Annotated in this window: 7 protein-coding genes; 2 read left to right on the forward strand and 5 right to left on the reverse strand. The window is 73.7% G+C overall.

Annotation, left to right across the window (positions count from 1 at the left end):
• Positions 1-22: 22 nt before the first annotated feature.
• The gene (locus ACFQSB_RS20370; RefSeq protein WP_354840949.1) at positions 23-1,009 is read right to left on the reverse strand and encodes a malate dehydrogenase; all 987 of its coding nucleotides are present in this window, start codon (positions 1,007-1,009) and stop codon (positions 23-25) included.
• Positions 1,010-1,205: 196 nt separating this feature from the next.
• On the opposite strand from ACFQSB_RS20370, the gene ACFQSB_RS20375 reads away from it, so the two are divergent.
• Positions 1,206-2,180, forward strand: coding sequence for a phosphotriesterase family protein (locus ACFQSB_RS20375; RefSeq protein WP_380828392.1), 975 nt, complete (start codon positions 1,206-1,208; stop codon positions 2,178-2,180).
• 84 nt (positions 2,181-2,264) lie between these two features.
• Here ACFQSB_RS20375 and ACFQSB_RS20380 read toward each other — a convergent pair whose 3' ends face one another.
• Positions 2,265-4,679, reverse strand: coding sequence for a Tex family protein (locus ACFQSB_RS20380; protein WP_380828393.1), 2,415 nt, complete (start codon positions 4,677-4,679; stop codon positions 2,265-2,267).
• Between the two features lie 268 nt (positions 4,680-4,947).
• Between ACFQSB_RS20380 and ACFQSB_RS20385 the strand changes: the two genes are divergently transcribed.
• Complete coding sequence (locus tag ACFQSB_RS20385) at positions 4,948-5,151, forward strand: SHOCT domain-containing protein (RefSeq protein WP_354840957.1); 204 nt, start codon at positions 4,948-4,950, stop codon at positions 5,149-5,151.
• Here the strand turns inward: ACFQSB_RS20385 and ACFQSB_RS20390 are convergent.
• The 3 genes from ACFQSB_RS20390 to ACFQSB_RS20400 all read right to left on the reverse strand — a co-directional run bounded on the left by ACFQSB_RS20390 (position 5,072) and on the right by ACFQSB_RS20400 (position 17,983).
• The gene (locus ACFQSB_RS20390; protein ID WP_380828395.1) at positions 5,072-10,861 is read right to left on the reverse strand and encodes a non-ribosomal peptide synthetase/MFS transporter; all 5,790 of its coding nucleotides are present in this window, start codon (positions 10,859-10,861) and stop codon (positions 5,072-5,074) included. The genes ACFQSB_RS20385 and ACFQSB_RS20390 overlap by 80 nt on opposite strands.
• Positions 10,862-11,044: 183 nt before the next feature.
• Positions 11,045-14,524, reverse strand: coding sequence for an amino acid adenylation domain-containing protein (locus ACFQSB_RS20395; protein ID WP_380828396.1), 3,480 nt, complete (start codon positions 14,522-14,524; stop codon positions 11,045-11,047).
• Positions 14,525-17,983 (reverse strand): amino acid adenylation domain-containing protein, encoded by a 3,459-nt coding sequence (locus tag ACFQSB_RS20400; RefSeq protein ID WP_380828397.1) that lies wholly within the window; start codon positions 17,981-17,983, stop codon positions 14,525-14,527.
• Positions 17,984-18,072 lie beyond the last annotated feature (89 nt).

Genomic DNA, 18,072 nt, shown 5'->3' on the forward strand with positions numbered 1-18,072 from the left:
CCCCGTGAGAGCGCGGACGGGATCAGATGAGGCCGAGCTCCCGCACGGCGTCGCGCTCCTCGCCGAGCTCGCGCACCGAGGCGTCGATGCGCTCGCGGGAGAACGGGTTGACGGGCAGACCCTGGACGATCTCCCAGCGGCCGCCGCGGGAGACGGCGGGGAAGGAGGAGATGAGGCCCTCAGGGACGCCGTAGGAGCCGTCGGAGGGCAGGGCCGCGGAGGTCCAGTCGCCCTCGGCGGTGCCGTTCACCCAGTCGTGCACGTGGTCGATCGCCGCGTTCGCCGCCGAGGCCGCCGAGGACGCGCCCCGCGCCTCGATGATGGCCGCGCCGCGCTTGGCGACCGTGGGGATGAAGGTGTCGCGCAGCCAGCCCTCGTCCACCTGCTCGGCGGCGATCTTGCCGTTGACCTCGGCGTTGTAGAGGTCGGGGTACTGGGTGGCGGAGTGGTTGCCCCAGATCGTCATCTTGGTGATGGCCGTCACCGGGACGTCGAGCTTGGCGGCGAGCTGCGACAGCGCCCGGTTGTGGTCCAGGCGGGTCATCGCGGTGAACCGCTCGGCGGGGACGTCCGGCGCGTGCGAGCGGGCGATCAGCGCGTTGGTGTTGGCCGGGTTGCCGACGACCAGGACGCGGATGTCGTCGGCCGCGTGGTCGTTGATGGCCTTGCCCTGCGGGCCGAAGATGCCGCCGTTGGCCTGGAGCAGGTCGCCGCGCTCCATGCCCGCGGTGCGGGGGCGGGCGCCCACCAGCAGCGCGACGTTGGTCCCCTCGAAGGCGCGGCCGGCGTCGTCGCTGATGTCGATGCCCTGGAGCAGCGGGAAGGCGCAGTCGTCGAGCTCCATGGCGGTGCCCTCGGCGGCCTTGACGGCCTGCGGGATCTCCAGCAGGCTCAGCCGCACCGGCACATCAGGGCCGAGCAGATGACCCGAGGCGATGCGGAACAGCAGCGCATAGCCGATCTGGCCTGCGGCGCCGGTGACGGTGACCTTGACTGGAGCCTGCGTCATGACGTTCCCCTAGGTGGGCTGTTGACGTTTTCCGAACAGCCGAAAGATTATCCGTTCGAACAGGCCCCTCAGGAACGCAGGTCCCCTCCCGGCGCGCGTCCGCGTCCCCGGCGTCCCCGGCGTGTCCGTTGACGCCGGAGGCGCGGCGTCCTACGGTACGGGCACCTCTGCCGCCGGTGTCACCCCTGGAGGTCCCATGCCGGTCGTCGAAACCGTACGCGGTCCGGTGGACGTGGGCGTCCTCGGCCAGACGCTGATGCACGAGCACGTCTTCGTCGTCGACCCCGGCCACCTCGCCGACCAGGGCGAGGACGGCTGGTGGGACGAGGAGTACCGCGTCGCCGACGCCGTGGAGAAGCTGCGGGCCCTGGTCGCCAGGGGCGTCACCACCATCGTGGACCCGACGGTGTGGGGGATCGGCCGGTACATCCCGCGCATCCAGCGGGTCGCCGCCGAGGTGCCCGAGCTGAACATCATCGTGGCCACCGGCCTCTACAGCTACATGGACGTCCCCTTCCACTACGCCCACCGCGGCCCCGGGACGGTGGTCGACATCCCCGAGCCGATGGTCGACGACTTCGTCAAGGACATCACCGAGGGCATCGCCGGCACCGGGGTGAAGGCCGCGTTCCTCAAGTGCGCGATCGACCATTACGGCATGACCGCGGGCGTCGAGCGCATCTGCCGCGCGGTGGCCCGGACCCACGTGCGCACAGGGGTGCCGGTCACCGTCCACACCAACCCCTCCACCCGGTCGGGCCTGGCCGTGGTGGACCTGTTCACCAAGGAGGGCGTCGACCTCACCAAGGTCGTGCTCGGCCACTCCGGCGACAGCAACGACCTGGACCACCTCATGGCCCTGGCCGACACGGGCGCGACGCTGGGAATGGACCGCTTCGGGCTCGACCTGTACAACCCCACCGAGGCGCGGGTGGACACCATCGTGAGCCTGTGCGCCCGCGGTTACGCCGACCGCATGGTGCTCAGCCACGACGCCGCCTGCTTCTACGACTACTTCGGCCACATGTGGGACGCCGTGCCGCAGATCGCGCCGAACTGGAACTACGGCCACATCCACCAGGACGTCCTCCCGGCGCTGCGCGAGAAGGGCGTCACCGACGCCCAGATCGAGCAGATGCTGGTGGACAACCCCCGGCGGTACTTCTCCTGAAGCGGTGACGCTCCCTCGGGAGGCATCTCCTGAGGCGGTGACGCCCCCGGAAGGCCGCGGCCTTCCGGGGGAGACGCGCCCGGCTTACTTCAGGCCCTTGTCCAGGCCGGCCTTGCGCAGGGCTTCGGCCAGGGCGCCGCCCGCCGGGGCGCCGCGGTCCTGCCCGCCACGGCCGCCGCCGCCGCGCCGGCCGTCCCCGCCGCCCCTGCCCTGCCCCTGCCCGCCCCTGCGGTCGCGGCCGCCCGCGCCGCCCTGGCCGTCCTGGCCGCCGCGTCCCTGCGCCTGGCCGCCTCTGCCCTGTCCCTGGGCCGCGTTCTTGCCCGCGGCCTCGTCGTCCAGGCGGAGCGTCAGCGAGATGCGCTTGCGCGGGATGTCCACGTCCAGGACCTTCACCCGGACGATGTCACCCGGCTTGACCACCTCGCGCGGGTCCTTGACGAACGTCCGCGACATCGCCGACACGTGGACCAGGCCGTCCTGGTGCACGCCGACGTCCACGAACGCGCCGAAGGCGGCGACGTTGGTGACGACGCCCTCCAGCAGCATGCCCGGCTCCAGGTCGGAGATCTTCTCCACGCCCTCCTTGAACGTCGCCGCGCGGAAGGCGGGCCGCGGGTCGCGCCCGGGCTTCTCCAGTTCCTTGAGGATGTCGGTGACCGTCGGCAGGCCGAAGGTGTCGTCGGCGAACTGGTCGGGCCGCAGCCTGCGCAGCACCGCGGTGTCGCCGATCAGCGTCCTGATGTCGCCGCTGGTGGCGTCCAGGATGCGCCGCACCACCGGGTAGGACTCCGGGTGGACGCTGGAGGCGTCCAGCGGGTCGTCGCCCCCGGGGATGCGCAGGAAGCCGGCGCACTGCTCGAAGGCCTTGGGCCCGAGCCGGGGCACCTCCTTCAGCGCGCGGCGCGAGCGGAACGGGCCGTTGGCGTCCCGGTGCTGCACGATGCTCCCGGCCAGGCCGGAGCCGATGCCGGACACGCGGGTCAGCAGCGGCGCGGACGCGGTGTTGACGTCCACGCCGACGGCGTTCACGCAGTCTTCCACCACCGCGTCCAGCGAGCGCGAGAGCTTGGTCTCCGACAGGTCGTGCTGGTACTGGCCGACGCCGATGGACTTGGGGTCGATCTTGACCAGTTCGGCGAGCGGGTCCTGCAACCGGCGGGCGATGGAGACGGCGCCGCGCAGCGACACGTCCAGCCCGGGAAGCTCCTGGGAGGCGTAGGCGGAGGCGGAGTAGACCGAGGCCCCGGCCTCCGACACGACGATCTTGGTGACCTTCAGGTCGGGATGCCGCTTGATCAGGTCGCCGGCGAGCTTGTCGGTCTCGCGGGAGGCCGTGCCGTTGCCGATGGCGATCAGCTCGACGTGGTGCTCGCGGGCGAGCCGCTCGAGGACGGCGATCGACTCGTCCCAGCGGCGGCGCGGCTCGTGCGGGTAGATCGTCTCGGTGGCGACCACCTTGCCGGTGGCGTCCACGACGGCGACCTTCACGCCGGTGCGCAGGCCGGGGTCCAGGCCCATGGTCGGGCGGGTGCCGGCGGGCGCGGCGAGCAGCAGGTCGCGCAGGTTGGTGGCGAAGACGCGGACGGCCTCCTCCTCGGCCGCCTGCCACAGGCGCATGCGCAGGTCGATGCCCAGGTGCACCAGCACGCGCGTGCGCCAGGCCCAGCGGACGGTGTCCATCAGCCACCGGTCGGCCGGCCTGCCGCGGTCGGCGACGCCGAAGTGGCGGGCGATGCGCGTCTCGTAGCCGCTCGGGCCGTCCTCGGCGGGCGCCTCCTCGGGCTCCAGCGTGAGGCCGAGCATCTCTTCCTTCTCGCCGCGGAACATGGCCAGCACGCGGTGGGAGGGCAGCTTGGTGAACGGCTCGGCGAAGTCGAAGTAGTCGGAGAACTTGGCGCCGGCCTCCTGCTTGTCCTCCCTGACCCGGGAGACCAGGCGGCCCTGCGACCACATCTGCTCGCGCAGCGCGCCGATCAGGTCGGCGTCCTCGGCGAACCGCTCGACCAGGATGGCCCGCGCGCCCTCCAGCGCGGCGGCGGCGTCCGCGACGCCCTTCTCGGCGTCCACGAACGCCGCGGCGGCGGTCTGCGGGTCGCGGGAGGGGTCGCCGAGCAGTTCCTCCGCCAGTGGCTCCAGCCCCGCCTCACGGGCGATCATCGCCTTGGTGCGCCGCTTGGGCTTGTAGGGCAGGTAGATGTCCTCGAGGCGCGCCTTGGAGTCGGCCGCCATGATCTGAGCCTCGAGGGCGTCGTCGAGCTTGCCCTGGGAGCGGACGGACTCGAGGATCGCGGTGCGCCGCTCCTCCAGTTCGCGCAGGTAGCGCAACCGCTCTTCGAGCGCGCGCAGCTGCGCGTCGTCGAGCATCTCGGTCGCCTCTTTGCGGTAGCGGGCGATGAACGGCACGGTGGCGCCGCCGTCGAGCAGGTCGACCGCCGCCTGCACCTGCCGTTCGCGCACGCCGAGCTCTTCGGCGATCTTCTGATGGATGGAGATCGTCACGATCCTGGTCCGCCTTCGCTTCTGAGGTCCGGGGAAGATTGTGCATGCTCGCCACCCCGATTGTCGCGCCGTCACGCCCTGCCCGGGTGGCCGGCCGCGCGTACGGGCGCCCGAGACCGGTCGGCCTGCGGGACGTTACCGCAGGCCCCCGGACCTGCGAGACTTGGAGCGCGGCACCCGGGCACCGCGGCGTCCCCCCGGCCCGGCGCCGTGCGCAGCGCCGCGGCGAGCCCGCGGTTCGGGCAAGCCGCAGGAACCGGAGGTCGGCGTGAAAACCCTTCTACTGCTCGTCGGACTGATCATCATCGTCAGCTGTGTGCTGATGCTGGCCCGCACCTACGTGGCCGACCGCGCGCGGCAGATCCCCGCCGCCGACCACCCCAAGGAGATCCTCAAGCGGCGCTACGCGGCGGGCGAGATCGACGAGGAGGAGTATCTGCGTCGGATGTCGGGTCTGTCGCAGGACTGGTAGCGCCCGCGCCGCGCCGGCGCAGCGCCTCGTAGCCCACCAGGTCGTCGGGCGCGGCGTCGGGGACCTCGGCGTCGAACCGGGCCAGGGTCCTCACCCGCGACGCCCCGGCGACCAGAGCGGCCATGGCGAGGGCGAAGACGATGTACATCAGTCCGACGCCGCGGCCCTCGCCCACCCCGATCACGGCGCCCACGCTCCCCGCGAGCGGCCCGCCGGGGGCGAGCAGCGGGTCGAACACCTGGCTCCCGTACGGCGCGACCAGCCCGAACCCGATCGGCAGCGTGGACCAGGCGATGAGGGTGTTGAGCGCGAACACCCGCCCGTGGAACCGCTGTGGCACCTTGACCTGCACGATCGTGGCGTAGATGCCGTTGACGACGGTCAGCGACAGGGCCATGCCGAACGCCCCGGCGGCGATGGTCAGCAGGTCCGGCCGCAGGCCGGTGACCAGGCAGAACGCCGCGAGCGCGAGCGTGCACGCCATCATGCCGGCAAGGCGCCGCCGCCGGGGGCCGCCCCAGACGGTCATGGCGAACCCGCCGGCCAGCACGCCGGCCCCGGAGACGAACGCGATATTGCCCGCGTCGGTCAGCGTGCCGAACGACAGCACCAGCGGCGAGATCAGCAGGAACAGCGGGGACAGGAAGATGTTGAGCGCGGCGAAGAACAACAGCATGGCCCTGATCGAAGGGGTGCCCCAGCTGTACCGGAACCCGTTGGCGATCTCCGCCAGGACGGGTTCCTTGCGCTGCCAGGCCATGCTCGCGGGGAACCGGGTGAACAGCAGGACGACGACGGCGAAGGCGTAGCCGGCGATGTCGATGACCACGATGCCGCCGAGGCCGATCGAGGCCATCAGCCCCACCGCGACCAGCGGGACGACCAACTGCGTCACGCCGTTGGCCATCTGCGCGACCCCGTTGGCATGGCCGAGATAGTGCTTGGGCACCAGCTGCGGGATGGAGGACCCGTACGCCAGTCGCTGGAACTGCAGCGCGACCGACAGGGCCACGATCAGCACGTAGATGTGCCAGGTCGCGAGGTTGCCGGTCCACAGCAGGACGCCGAGCAGCGTCTGGACGCCGCCGGCCGCGATGTCGCCCGCCAGCATGACCCGCCGCCGGTCCGACCGGTCGACGATCGCGCCGGCAAGGGGGGCGACGAGCATGCCCGGCACCAGGCCGAGCACCGCGAACAGCGCGAAACGCACCAGCGAGCCGGTCTGCAGGTAGACCCAGATGGGGATGGCGAACTCGGTGAGCGCCGAGCCGGTCATCGACACCATCTGGCTCGCGGCCACGGTGACGAAGCGCTTCATGCTCGGCCGCGGGCCGCTCGCCGTCACCGGCCGTGCGGAGCGCGAGACGTCGTGCAGCCACCAGCCGGCCTCCCCGGCCTCGCCGGGCCCGCGCGGCTCTCGCCCCGAGGGCCGCGCGGCGTCCAGGGTCCGGTGGACGCCGGTGACGATGTCGGCCAGCTCCTGCGCCCGGTATTTCAGGAAGAAGTGCCCGGCCTCGGCCAGCACCACGACCGCCGAGGTGTCGGCGACGAAATGCCACTCGCGGAAACGTTCCTGGTAGTACTCGGTGCTCGGGTCGCGCTCGCCCGCGATGGTGACGATGGGCGCGCGCAGCCGGTCGACGCCCTCGGCGAGCAGGCGCGTGTAGTGCGCCTCGGCCTCCTCCGAGTCCGCGCGCATGTTGCGGATGATGTGCCTGACCTGCCGCGGGTCCAGGTCGCCGAGCTCCAGGCCCCAGGAGATGAGCCAGTTGGTGTACTCCTGGTCCGAGCGCAGGAACTCCATCCGGGCGATCTTCGACAGGGCCTCCATCACGCGGTTGTCCGGCCGGGCGAAGGGGAACATCGCACCGATGTGGACGACCTCCAGCTCGCGTCCCGCGGCCTCCAGCCGCCGCGCGACCTCCACGGTCAGCGCCGACCCGACGCCGCAGTGACCGTAGAGCGCGAGCGGCCCGTCGACCTTCGCGAGGATCTCGGCCACGCAGGCCGAGGCCAGGTCCTCGAAGGGCAGCCGCTCCTCCTCGACGCCGAGATCGTGACCGGGGATGGCGACCGAGAACAGCCGGTGCCCCTCCGGCAGCGCGTCGGCCAAGGGCTGGTAGACCACCGCGCTCCCCCCGCCGTAGGGGACGCACACGTGCGACAGCACGCGCCGCTCGGCCGGGACGGGCCGCGTCAGCTCGTACAGCAGCCCGCGCGGGCCGCGCTCCGCGGCCGGGGTGTCCACCAGCGCGGCCAGCTCGCGCACCGTCGGGTTCTGGAACAGGTCCATCACCGAGACCCCCGCGCCGTGCGCCGCGCGCATCCCGGCGATCACCTGGGTGGCCAGCAGCGAATGACCGCCGAGGTCGAAGAAGTCGTCGTCGACGCCGATGCGCTCGACGCCGAGCACGGCGCGCCAGACGGCCGCGATCGACTCCTGGGTGCCGGTCTCGGGCGGCGCGAACGCCGTGGACTCCTCCCGCAGGAGCGCCGGGGCCGGCAGCGCCCTGCGGTCGAGCTTGCCGTTCGGCGACAGCGGCAGCGCCTCCAGCCGCACCAGCGCCGAGGGCACCATGTAGTCGGGCACGCGGAGCTTGAGCGCGGCGCGCAGCGGCGCCGTCTCGGCCTCGCCGACCAGGTAGGCGACGATGCGCTTGTCGCCGGGCCGGTCCTCGCGCACGACGACGGCGGCGTCGCTCACCCCCGGCTGCTCGCGCAGCACCGCCTCGATCTCGCCGGGCTCGATGCGCAGGCCGCGCACCTTGACCTGGGCGTCCAACCGGCCGAGGAAGTCGATCGTCCCGTCCGGGCGCCAGCGGGCCAGGTCGCCCGTCCGGTAGAGCCGCGCGCCCGGTGACCCGAACGGGTCGGGGACGAAGCGCTCCGCCGTCAACGACGGCCGGTCGTGGTAGCCGAGCGCCACCCCCACACCGCCGATGTGCAGCTCACCGGGCACCCCGACCGGCACCGGCTCCATCCCGGCGTCCAGCACGTACAGGCGGATGTTCTGGATCGGCGCGCCGATCGGGACGCGGGCCAGGCCGCCCAGCGCCGCCGGCTCGCAGGCCCACGCCGACACGTCGACGGCGGCCTCGGTGGGACCGTAGAGATTGTGCAGCTCGGCGGGCAGCGCCGCCCGGCACCTGAGCGCCAGGTCCGGCGGGAGCTCCTCGCCGCTGCAGATGATCGTCCGCAGCGACGTGCAGGCCCGCGCGCCGTCCTCGGCGAGGAACACGGCGAGCATCGAGGGGACGAAGTGCAGAGTGGTGACGCGCTCCGCGCGGATCAGCTCCGCCAGGTAGGCGGCGTCCTTGTGGCCGCCCGGCCGTGCCAGCACCAGACGCGCCCCGGCGAGCAGCGGCCAGAAGAACTCCCACACCGACACATCGAAGCTCGCGGGCGTCTTCTGCAGGACGGTGTCGCCCTCGCCGAGCGCGAAGCGCTTCCGCATCCAGTCGAGCCGGTTGACGATGCCCCGGTGCGCGTTGGGCACTCCCTTCGGGCGCCCGGTGGAACCCGAGGTGTAGATCATGTACGCCACATCCCCGGGGTCCCCGGGGTCCGCACGGGGTGTTCCGGTGACGTCGCCGGCGGGCGCGGGTTCGGTGTGGTCGCCGGGAGGCCATTCCGCGGGGTCGTCGAGCGGCAGCGCGCGGGCGCCGCTCGGCGCCTCGGGGAGCGTCCCGCGAAGGCGCCGCTGGGTGAGGACGATCTGGGCGCCCGAGTCGGCGAGCATGAACGCCAGCCGGTCGGCCGGGTAGTCCGGGTCCAGCGGGACGTAGGCGGCGCCCGACTTCAGCACGCCGAGCAGCCCCGCGACCAGTTCGAGGGAGCGTTCGGCGCACACCGCCACCGGCGTCCCCGGCCCCGCCCCGAGCGAGCGCAGCCGCCGGGCGATCCGATCGGCCCACGCGCCGAGTTCGGCGTAGGTCAGCGAGGCGCCCTCGAAGGTGACGGCGATGCGGTCCGGCGTCCGGGCGATCTGCTCCTCGACCAGCCCGTGCAGGGTCGCGCCGGCGGGGAAGGGAGCGTCGGTGGCGTTGAAGCCGAGGGTCACCTGGGCGCGCTCGTCCTCGCCGAGGACGCCGATCTCCGACAGGCGCGCGCCGGGGCGGACGGCCACCGCACGCAGGAACATGGTCAGATGCGCCGCCATCCTGGCGACGGTGTCCGGCGCGAACAGGCCGGTGTTGTAGGTCAGCAGCAGGCCGAGGCCGCCGGTGTCCTCGCCCGCGTACAGCTCCAGGTCGTACCGGGTCGAGATCGCCTCCACAGGGAAGGGCGCGACGGCTGGCCCCTCGATCGGTCCGCCGGCCGGCCCCTCGATCGGTCCGCCGGTCGGTCCGCCGGCCGGACGTGCCTGGCCGCCGTAGTTCTGCATGGCGAAGATGGTCTGGAACAGCGGCGGCCGTGACACGTCGCGCGGCAGGTTCAGCTCCTGCACCAGCCGCTCGAACGGCAGGTCCTGGTGGGCGTAGGCGTCCAGGGCGGAATCCCTGGTGCGCGCCAGCAACGCGGTGAACGCCGGATCGCCCGACAGGTCCGCCCGCATGGTCAGCATGTTGACGAAGCAGCCCACCATGCCCTCCAGTTCGGGCCTGGACCTCCCGGCCACCGGCGAGCCCACCGCGAAGTCGTCCTGCCCGGCGTACCGCCCGAGCAGCGCCTGCCAGGCCGACAGCACCACCATGTGCAGTGTCGCGCCGTGGCGGGAGGCCAGGTCGCGCAGCGCCTGCGCCTCCTCGGCGGCGAGCCGGAAACCGTGCGACGCCCCGGTGAAGGTCTGCCGGTGCGGGCGGGGATGGTCGGTGACCAGATCGAGGGGCGGGAGCCCGGCCAGCCGCTCCCGCCAGTAGGCCAGGTCGCCGTCCCCGGCCTGGCTCCGCCGCTGCCACACCGCGAAGTCGCCGTAGTCGAGCGACGGACGCTCGACGGGAGCGGGTTCCACGGGGGAGAACCCGATGGGGGAGTGCTCGGCGGGAGGAGCACGCACCACTTCGGGTCCGGCGGCCGCGGGTCCGGTGGGGGCGGGCTGGGCGGGGGTGGGGTCGCCGTGGGCGCGGGCCGCGTAGCGGGCGAGGATCTCCGAGGTCAGCAGGTCGCAGGACCAGCCGTCGCAGGCGATGTGGTGCACGGCCAGCGCCAAGACGTGGTCATCGGCGTCCAGCCGGATCAGCAGGGCCCGTAACAGGGGGCCGGTGGCCAGGTCGAACGGCCGGGCGGCCAGCTCCTGGACCATCAGCCGGGCCTCCTGCTCGGAACCGGCCTCGGCACGGGCGAGCCGCACGCCGGCGGACTCCTCGACCACGGCGGCCGGCCGGCCGTCGTCCCCGGCGGGGAAGCGGGTCCTCAGCGCCTCGTGCCGGTCGGCGACCTGGCCGACCGCCGTCGAGAGCGCCTCGGCGTCGACCGCGCCGCCCAGCCGCAGCGTGAGGACGATCGTGTAGGCGGCGGCCTCCGGCACGAGCTGGTCCATGAACCACAGCCGCTCCTGCGCGTACGAGAGCGGAGGGGCGGCACCGGCGGGCCGGGCCGGGATGAGGTCACGGGCCTGCGACCCCGGACGCCGCCGCAACCGCTGGGCGAGCAGCGCCTGCTTGGCCGCGCTGAGCGTGGCGGGGGGCGTCCCGCCCGGCTGAACCGCGGTCCCTTCCGAAACGCCGGGGGGACTCTGCCCTCTCTGGACTCCTGTCACTGGCTCGGCCATCGGATGTCCGGGGCGCGGTCCCCGGCTCGCGCCGAGGGGGAGCCGGCCCCGCCCTCCCTTCGCTTCGCGGGTGCGCCCGGAGATGCCGGACGGGATGTCGCCGGACGGAGTATCGCCGGACGGGGTGTCGCCGGACGGGGTGTCAAGGTCGGCATGTCAGGGTCGGCACGTCGGGTCGGCACGTCATGGCCGGGGCTCCGCCGGAGCGTCCTGGGCGGCGGACAGCAGCCGCTCGGTCTCCTCGTCGCTCAGCCCGCTGATCTCCGCGATCAGGAGCTCCTCGAGCACGGCCGCCAGCGCGGCGGCCGTGGGGTGCGCGAACAGCTCCTTGATCGGGACGTCGAGCTCGGCGATCGACCGGATCCTCGACATCACCCGGACGGCGTGCAGCGAGTGGCCGCCGATGGCGAAGAAGTCGTCCCCCGCGCCGACCTCGCCCAGGCCGAGGACCTCCGCCCAGATGGCGGTGACGAGATGCTCCGCGTCGGTCCGAGGCGGGACGAACGCGACGGCCGGGTCCCGCTGGAAGCGCGGCGCGGGCAGCGCCCGCGCGTCGACCTTCCCGCCCGGCGTCAGCGGCAGCCGGTCCAGCGGGACGACCACGCCCGGCACCAGGTGGCCGGGCAGGGCCCGCGCCGCGTGGGCGCGCACCTCGTCGGGCGCGGCGGAGCCGACGACGTAGGCGACCAGGGTGTCGTCCCTGGCGACCACCGCCGCCTGCGAGACGCCCGGGTGCAGGAGCAGCCGCGCCTCGACCTCGCCCGGCTCCACCCGGTGCCCGCGGACCTTCACCTGGTCGTCCAGGCGGCCGAGGAACTCAAGGGTCCCGTCGCGCCGCCACCGCGCCCGGTCACCGGTGCGGTACAGCCGGGCGCCCGGAGGCCCGTACGGATCGGGGACGAACCGGGCCGTCGTGAGCTCTGGGAGCCCGAGGTACCCGTCGGCCAGGCCGTCGCCACCGACGCACAGCTCCCCGGGCACCCCTGTGGGGACCAGGGAGAGATCGTCGGCCAGGACGTGGACCCGGGTGCCGCTGAGGGGCCGCCCGATCGGCGGGCGGTGGTCGCCGTCCCGCAGTTCGGCCCAGGTCGCGATGATCGTCGCCTCGGTCGGCCCGTAGGTGTTGACCAGCCGGACGGCGTCCCCGAACCGCGACAGCCACGCGCCGACGGCGGGCGCCGCCACCTGCTCGCCGCCGAGGATCACCAGCCGCAGCCGCGACGGCCAGCGGATCTCCTCCAGCACCTCGACGAGCCGGTGCCAGTACGACGTGGGCAGGTCCAGCACGCTGATCTCCGGGTCGCGCGCCAGCACGTCGGGCAGCGACTCGGGGCCGTCGGGCAGCAGGACGAGAGTCGCACCGGTCGCGAGCGCCGGCCACACCTCCTCCGCGTGGGTGTCGAAGCCGAGCGAGGAGAACTGCACCACCCGGTCGCCGGGGCCGAGCCCGTACGCCCTGGTCATCCACCCGACCCGGACGTCCAGCGCGCGATGCCCGACGGCCACTCCCTTCGGAACCCCGGTCGACCCGGAGGTGTAAAGCACGTAGGCCGTGCCGGCGTCCACCGGAGCGCCATGTCCGTCACGAGCGCCGTGCCCATCGAGAGCGCTGCGTCCGTTACGAGCGCCGTGTCCGTCGGGAGCGTTGTGCCCGGCCGGAGTGGCGTGTCCGCCGGGGTTCGAGGCGGCGTGTCCATCGGGAACGCCCTGCCGGTGCGGGGACTCGGGAGCCTCGCGCCGGGTCACTCCGTCCGGGGTGACCACATGGCGCACTCCCGCGCCGGACGCCATCAGCTCAAGCCGCTCTCCCGGGTAGGCCGGGTCCAGCGGCACGTACGCCGCCCCGGCCGTCCACACGGCCACGAGCGCGATGATCGCGTCCACGGAACGGGGCATGTTCACCCCGACGAGGTCTCCGGGCCGCACGCCGGCCTCGCGCAGTCGCGCCGCCAGCGCGTTCGCCCGGCCCACCAGTTCGCCGTAGGAGACCACGGTCGCGCCGCACACGAGGGCCGCCGCCCGCGGCCACAGGCGGGCGGCCCGGGCCACGGCCGCGAGCACGCCTTCGGAGGCTTCCACCGCGCCACCGGTCTCAGGCGGTCCCCCGGAACCGTCGTGGTCAGCCGGCTCCCCATGGGGGATGTGAGCGTCCGGTCCCTGGAAGCGGTCGTCGGCACCTGGTTCCCCCTGGTGGACGCCGGCACCTGGTTCCCCATGGTCGACGTGGACGTCCGGTCCCTGGACGTGGTCGTCGGCACCCGGTCCCGCAGAGCCGTCGTCGGACCAGGGCGCTGCCGGGTCGTCGTCGCGGCACCGTTCGGCGGGGCCGCCGTCGGACCAGGCGAGCAGCCGTTCCCGCTCTCCGGGAGCCAGCAGCGGCAGCCGCATGACCGGCTCCCCCGGGGCGTCGGCGATCCGCTCCAGCAGCACCATCCAGCGGTCGGCGAGCAGTTCCACGGTCTCGGTGTCCAGCACCTGGGCGTTGTGACCGAACACCGAGACGTCGCCGAGCTGGTCGAGCAGGAGGTCGAACTTCGCCTGCCGGAACCCCGGGTCCACCGCCTCCACCTCGACGCCGGTGAGCGCGCCGGCGGCGGCGACCGGGTCACCGGCGCTCTGCAACGTGAACAGCGTCTGGAACAGCGTCATGCCGGGCTCCCGGCCGTTCCGCGCGCCCGCCGCGAGCTGTTCCAGGGGCACCGGACGGTGCTCGTAGGCGGCCAGCACGCTCTCACGGGTCCGCGCCAGCACCTCGCGGAACGTGGGATCGCCGGAAAGGTCGCCGCGCAGCACGAGCGTGTCGCTGAAGTAGCCCACCAGAGGCTCCAGCTCGACCCGGTCGCGCCCGGCGACGGGCGAGCCCACGCACACGCCGGACTGCCCGCTGTGCCGGCACAGCAGCACCTGGTAGGCGGCGAGCAGCACCATGAACAGCGTGCACCGCTCCTCGCGCGCCAGCGCGGCCAGCCGGTCGAGCAGGCCGGGCGCGGCGCGGCGGACGACGAAGCCCCCGGCGGACGAGCGCGAGTCCGGACGGGGCCGGTCCAGGGGCAGCGCGAGGACGGGCGCGTCCGCCAGCCGGTCACGCCAGTACGTCAGAAGGTCCGGCGACATTCCGGCGTTCCGCTCCGCGCGAGCGTGGTCGGCGTAGGTGAGCGGCAACGGCGGCAGCGCTGCGGGCTCCCCTCGCACGAACGCGTTGTAGAGCAGGGCCAGCTCGGACATCAGCACGTCGAGAGACCAGCCGTCCCCGGCGATGTGGTGCAGGACCACACTCAGCACGTGGTCGTCGGGGGAGACGCGAAGCAGACCGGCCCGCAGGGGCGCGTCCACGGTCAGGTCGAAGGGCGCGTTCGTCCGCTCGGCCACGAGCGCGGCCAGACGTCCTTCCCCCGGTCCCGCCTCGACCGTCTCAAGGACCGGCGACGGCGGGTGGACGCTCTGGACGGGCCCCGTCTCCGTCACGGGGAAGCGGGTCCTCAGGGGCTCGTGCCTGCGCGCCAGCTCGTCGAAGGCCCTGGACAGCGAGGCGACGTCCAGCGGGCCGCGCAGGCGCAGGGCGAGGAACATGTTGTAGGAGGCGTCGCCGGGGTCCAGGCGGTTAAGGAACCACAGCCGCTCCTGCCCGAAGGTGAGCGGAGCCGCTCGCCGCGCGTCGGTCATCTAGGTCCCCCGGGAGCTGATCGCCGCCACCACGCCGGCGATCGTCGGTGTGTCGTAGAAGACCCGCAACGGCAGGTCCACGTCGAGCCGCCGGCGGACGCGTGCCGCCAGGCGGGTGATCGTCAGCGAGTGGCCGCCCAGGTCGAACAGGTTCTCGTCCGGGCCCGCGCCGTCCAGGCGCAGCACGTCGCACCAGATGTCGTGGACCGCCCGGCTGACCGGATCGTCCCCGAGCGCGCGTTCGGGCGTCCGCGCCGCCGCCGGACGGGCCTCGGGCAGCGCCGACCGGTCGACCTTGCCGTTGGGGGTCAGCGGCAGCGCGTCCAGCCACACCACCAGGTTCGGCACCATGCCCGCCGGCAGCGTCCGCGCGCAGTGCTCCCGTACCTCCTCGCCCCGCACCTCCTCGCGCGGCACCTGCTCGCGCCGCGCCTCCTCGGCCTGTGGCTCTCCGGCTCGCGGCTGCTCGGCCCCGGCGTCCTCGGGATGTGCGTCGTCGGGGCCGGCCGGGGCGGCGACGAGGTAGGCCACGAGCGTGTCGTCGCGCACGGTGACCGCGGCCTGCCCGATCCGCGGGTGGCGCAGCAGGCAGGCCTCGACCTCCGCCGGCTCGACCCGGTGCCCGCGCACCTTCATCTGGTCGTCGAACCTGCCGAGGAACACCAGCGTCCCGTCCGCGCGCCACCGCACCCGGTCTCCGGTGCGGTAGAGCCTGGCGCCGGGGGGCCCGAACGGGTCGGGCACGAAGCGCTCCGCCGTCAGCGACGGCCTGCCGAGGTATCCGTGGGCGAGCCCCGCCCCGCCGATCAGCAGCTCGCCGGGCACGCCGGGCGGCACGAGGTTCATGGCCGCGTCGACGACGTACACGGTGGTGTTGGCGATGGGCCGCCCGATGCCGACCTCGCCGGGGGACGGCGGCACCTCCCAGGCGGTCGACCAGATCGTCGTCTCGGTCGGGCCGTACACGTTGACCAGCCGCGCGACCTTCGATCGCAGCTCCTCGGCCAGCGGGCCCGGCAGCGCTTCGCCTCCGGTGAGGGCGGTCACCGCCGCGCCGTCGAAGTCGCCGCCCGCGAGCACCAGGCGCCAGCCCGACGGCGTCGCCTGGACGTGCGTCACCCGTGCGGGACGCGCGGGAGAGGCGCCGGGCGGGCCCTCGCCCGTCAGGCCGCCGATGCCGGCGGCTCCCTCGACCACCGCCACCCGGCCGCCGGTGACCAGCGGCAGGTAGAGCTCCAGCGCCGAGATGTCGAACGCCATCGACGTCGCCGCGCTCCACACCTGGCCCGGACGCGCGTCCAGCAGCGAGCGCATCCCCCACAGGAAGTTCGTCAGCGCGCGGTGGGGAACCGCGACCCCCTTGGGCGACCCCGTCGACCCGGAGGTGTACATGACATAGGCCAGGTCGTCGGGACCGGGGACGTCATGGCCCGCGTCCACCCGGCCGCCGCGCCCGCCGTCGTCGGCCCGTTCGTCGTCGCCACCCGCCCGGACCAGGACGGAGGTGAACCCGCCGTGGGGCAGCCGCTCCTCGAGCTCCTCGCCGGTGACCACCACCGTCGCCCCGCAGTCGGCCAGCACGTAGGCCACGCGGGCCGGAGGGAAGGCCGGGTCCAGCGGGACGTAGGCGGCGCCCGCCTTCATCACGGCGAGCAGGGCGACGACCATCTCGGCCGACCGGTCCAGGTGCACGCCGACGAGCGATCCCCGGGCCGCCCCGGCGGCGCGCAGGCGCTCGGCGAGCCGGTCGGAACGGGAGGCCAGCGCGGCGTAGGTCAGGGCCCGCGTGGCGTCGCTCACCGCGACGGCGCGCGGGGTGTCGCGGGCCCGGGCGGCGAACAGTTCGGGCACGGTGGCGCCGGGCACCGGGGTGGCCGTGGCGTTCCAGGTCCGCAGGACCCGCTCATACTCATCGGCGGGCATGACCGCGAGCCGCGACACCCGCTCGGCCGGATCCGCCGCGACCGACCTCAGCACCGTCTTGTAGCGGCGGGCCAGCCCGGCGATGGTCGCGGCGTCGAACAGGTCGGTGTTGTAGGTGAAGGCGAGGAACAGCCCATCGGCGTCACGGGTGAGGTCCAGCGACAGGTCCGTCTTGGTGTACCGGAAGCCCGGGGGGAAGGACTCGACCCGCAGATCGGGCAGGCTGAGCCGTCCATGATCGGCGTCGGCCTGGTTCTGCTGGATGAACATCGTCTGGAACAGCGGGGTGCGGCCGAGGTCGCGCGGGACCCGCAGTTCCAGCAGCAGCCGCTCGAACGGCACGGCCTGGTGGGTGAGGGCGCCGAGCGTGTCCTTGCGCACCCGGCGGAGCAGGTCGGAGAAGGGCGGGTCTCCGTCGAGGTCGGCGCGCAGGACCAGGGTGCTGGAGAAGAACCCGATGGCGGGCTCCAGGTCGGTTTCGCCGCGCCCGGCCACCGAGGAGCCGACGGCGAAGCCGGTCTGCCCGGTGTGGCGGGACAGCAGCACCTGGTAGGCCGCGAGCAGCGTCATGAACGGCGTGCACCGATGCTTGCGGGCGACCTGCTCGACGGCCTCGGCGACCTCCAGGGGGACGCGCGTCACATGGACGGCGCCGCAGGTGGTCCGCTCGGCCGGCCGGGGCCGGTCGGCGGGCGGTTCCAGGGGCGGAACGCCGGCCAGCCGCTCCTTCCAGTACGCCAGGTCGCCCGCCCCGTCGTCGTCCTGGACGGCGCGCACATACTCGGCGTACTGCCGGGGCAGCGGCGGCAGCGGCGAGGGCTCACCCCGGCGGAACGCCGCGTACAGCGTGGACAGCTCGCGGTACAGCACGTTCAGCGACCAGCCGTCGGCGACGATGTGGTGCACGACGAGGCACAGCACGTGTTCCTCGGCGGACAGGCGAAGCAGCGAGACCCGCAGCGGCGGCGCCTGGGCGAGGTCGAACGGCCGGTTGGTCCGCTCGGCCACCAGGTCGAGCGCCCGCCCCTCCCGGTCGTCGCCGGGGAGCGCCGACAGGTCCAGGTGCTCGACGGGAACCGGCGCCGGCGCCAGAACCTGCTGGACGGGGCGCTCCTCGCCGCGGAAGCGGGTGCGGAGGGTCCCGTGGCGGGAGACGATCTCGTCCAGGGCCCGGCCGAGGGCATCGATGTCGAGGGCACCGCGCAGGCGCTCGGTGACGAAGATGTTGAAGGACGCGTCGGCGGGGTCGAACCGCTGGAGGAACCACAGCCGTTCCTGCCCCGCGGACAACGGCGCCTCGTCCACCACCCGCCGACCGTCGTCCACCACCCGCGGACCGTCGTCCACCACCCGCGGGCCGTCGTACGGCGCGGACCGGCCGTCGTCGGTCGCGGGCCGGGCGGGGTCGTCGCCGGGCTGGGACGGTTCCTCGGTGAGCGGCGGCCGGTAGGCGAGCCGGCGCGCGAGCAGGGACCGGTGCCGCGATGACAGAGAGGCGCCCTCGCCGGAGTCGGCGGGCTTCGATGGTGAGGCCACGGTGAGCTCGTCTTTCAGCGGTCCGGTTTCCTCATCGGTGGGAGGCGGCCCGCGGTGCAGCGGATATGTCGCCTCGGAGGCATTGTGCG

Origin of the sequence: Sphaerisporangium rhizosphaerae (assembly GCF_042665155.1) — a bacterium.
In the GTDB taxonomy this organism is placed as follows: domain Bacteria; phylum Actinomycetota; class Actinomycetes; order Streptosporangiales; family Streptosporangiaceae; genus Sphaerisporangium; species Sphaerisporangium rhizosphaerae.

Coding starts and splice junctions, on each gene's coding strand:
- ACFQSB_RS20375 (WP_380828392.1), top strand. CDS start 1,206: ATGCCGGTCGTCGAAACCGTACGCGGTCCGGTGGACGTGGGCGTCCTC.
- ACFQSB_RS20370 (WP_354840949.1), bottom strand. CDS start 1,009: ATGACGCAGGCTCCAGTCAAGGTCACCGTCACCGGCGCCGCAGGCCAG.
- ACFQSB_RS20395 (WP_380828396.1), bottom strand. CDS start 14,524: ATGACCGACGCGCGGCGAGCGGCTCCGCTCACCTTCGGGCAGGAGCGG.
- ACFQSB_RS20390 (WP_380828395.1), bottom strand. CDS start 10,861: ATGGCCGAGCCAGTGACAGGAGTCCAGAGAGGGCAGAGTCCCCCCGGC.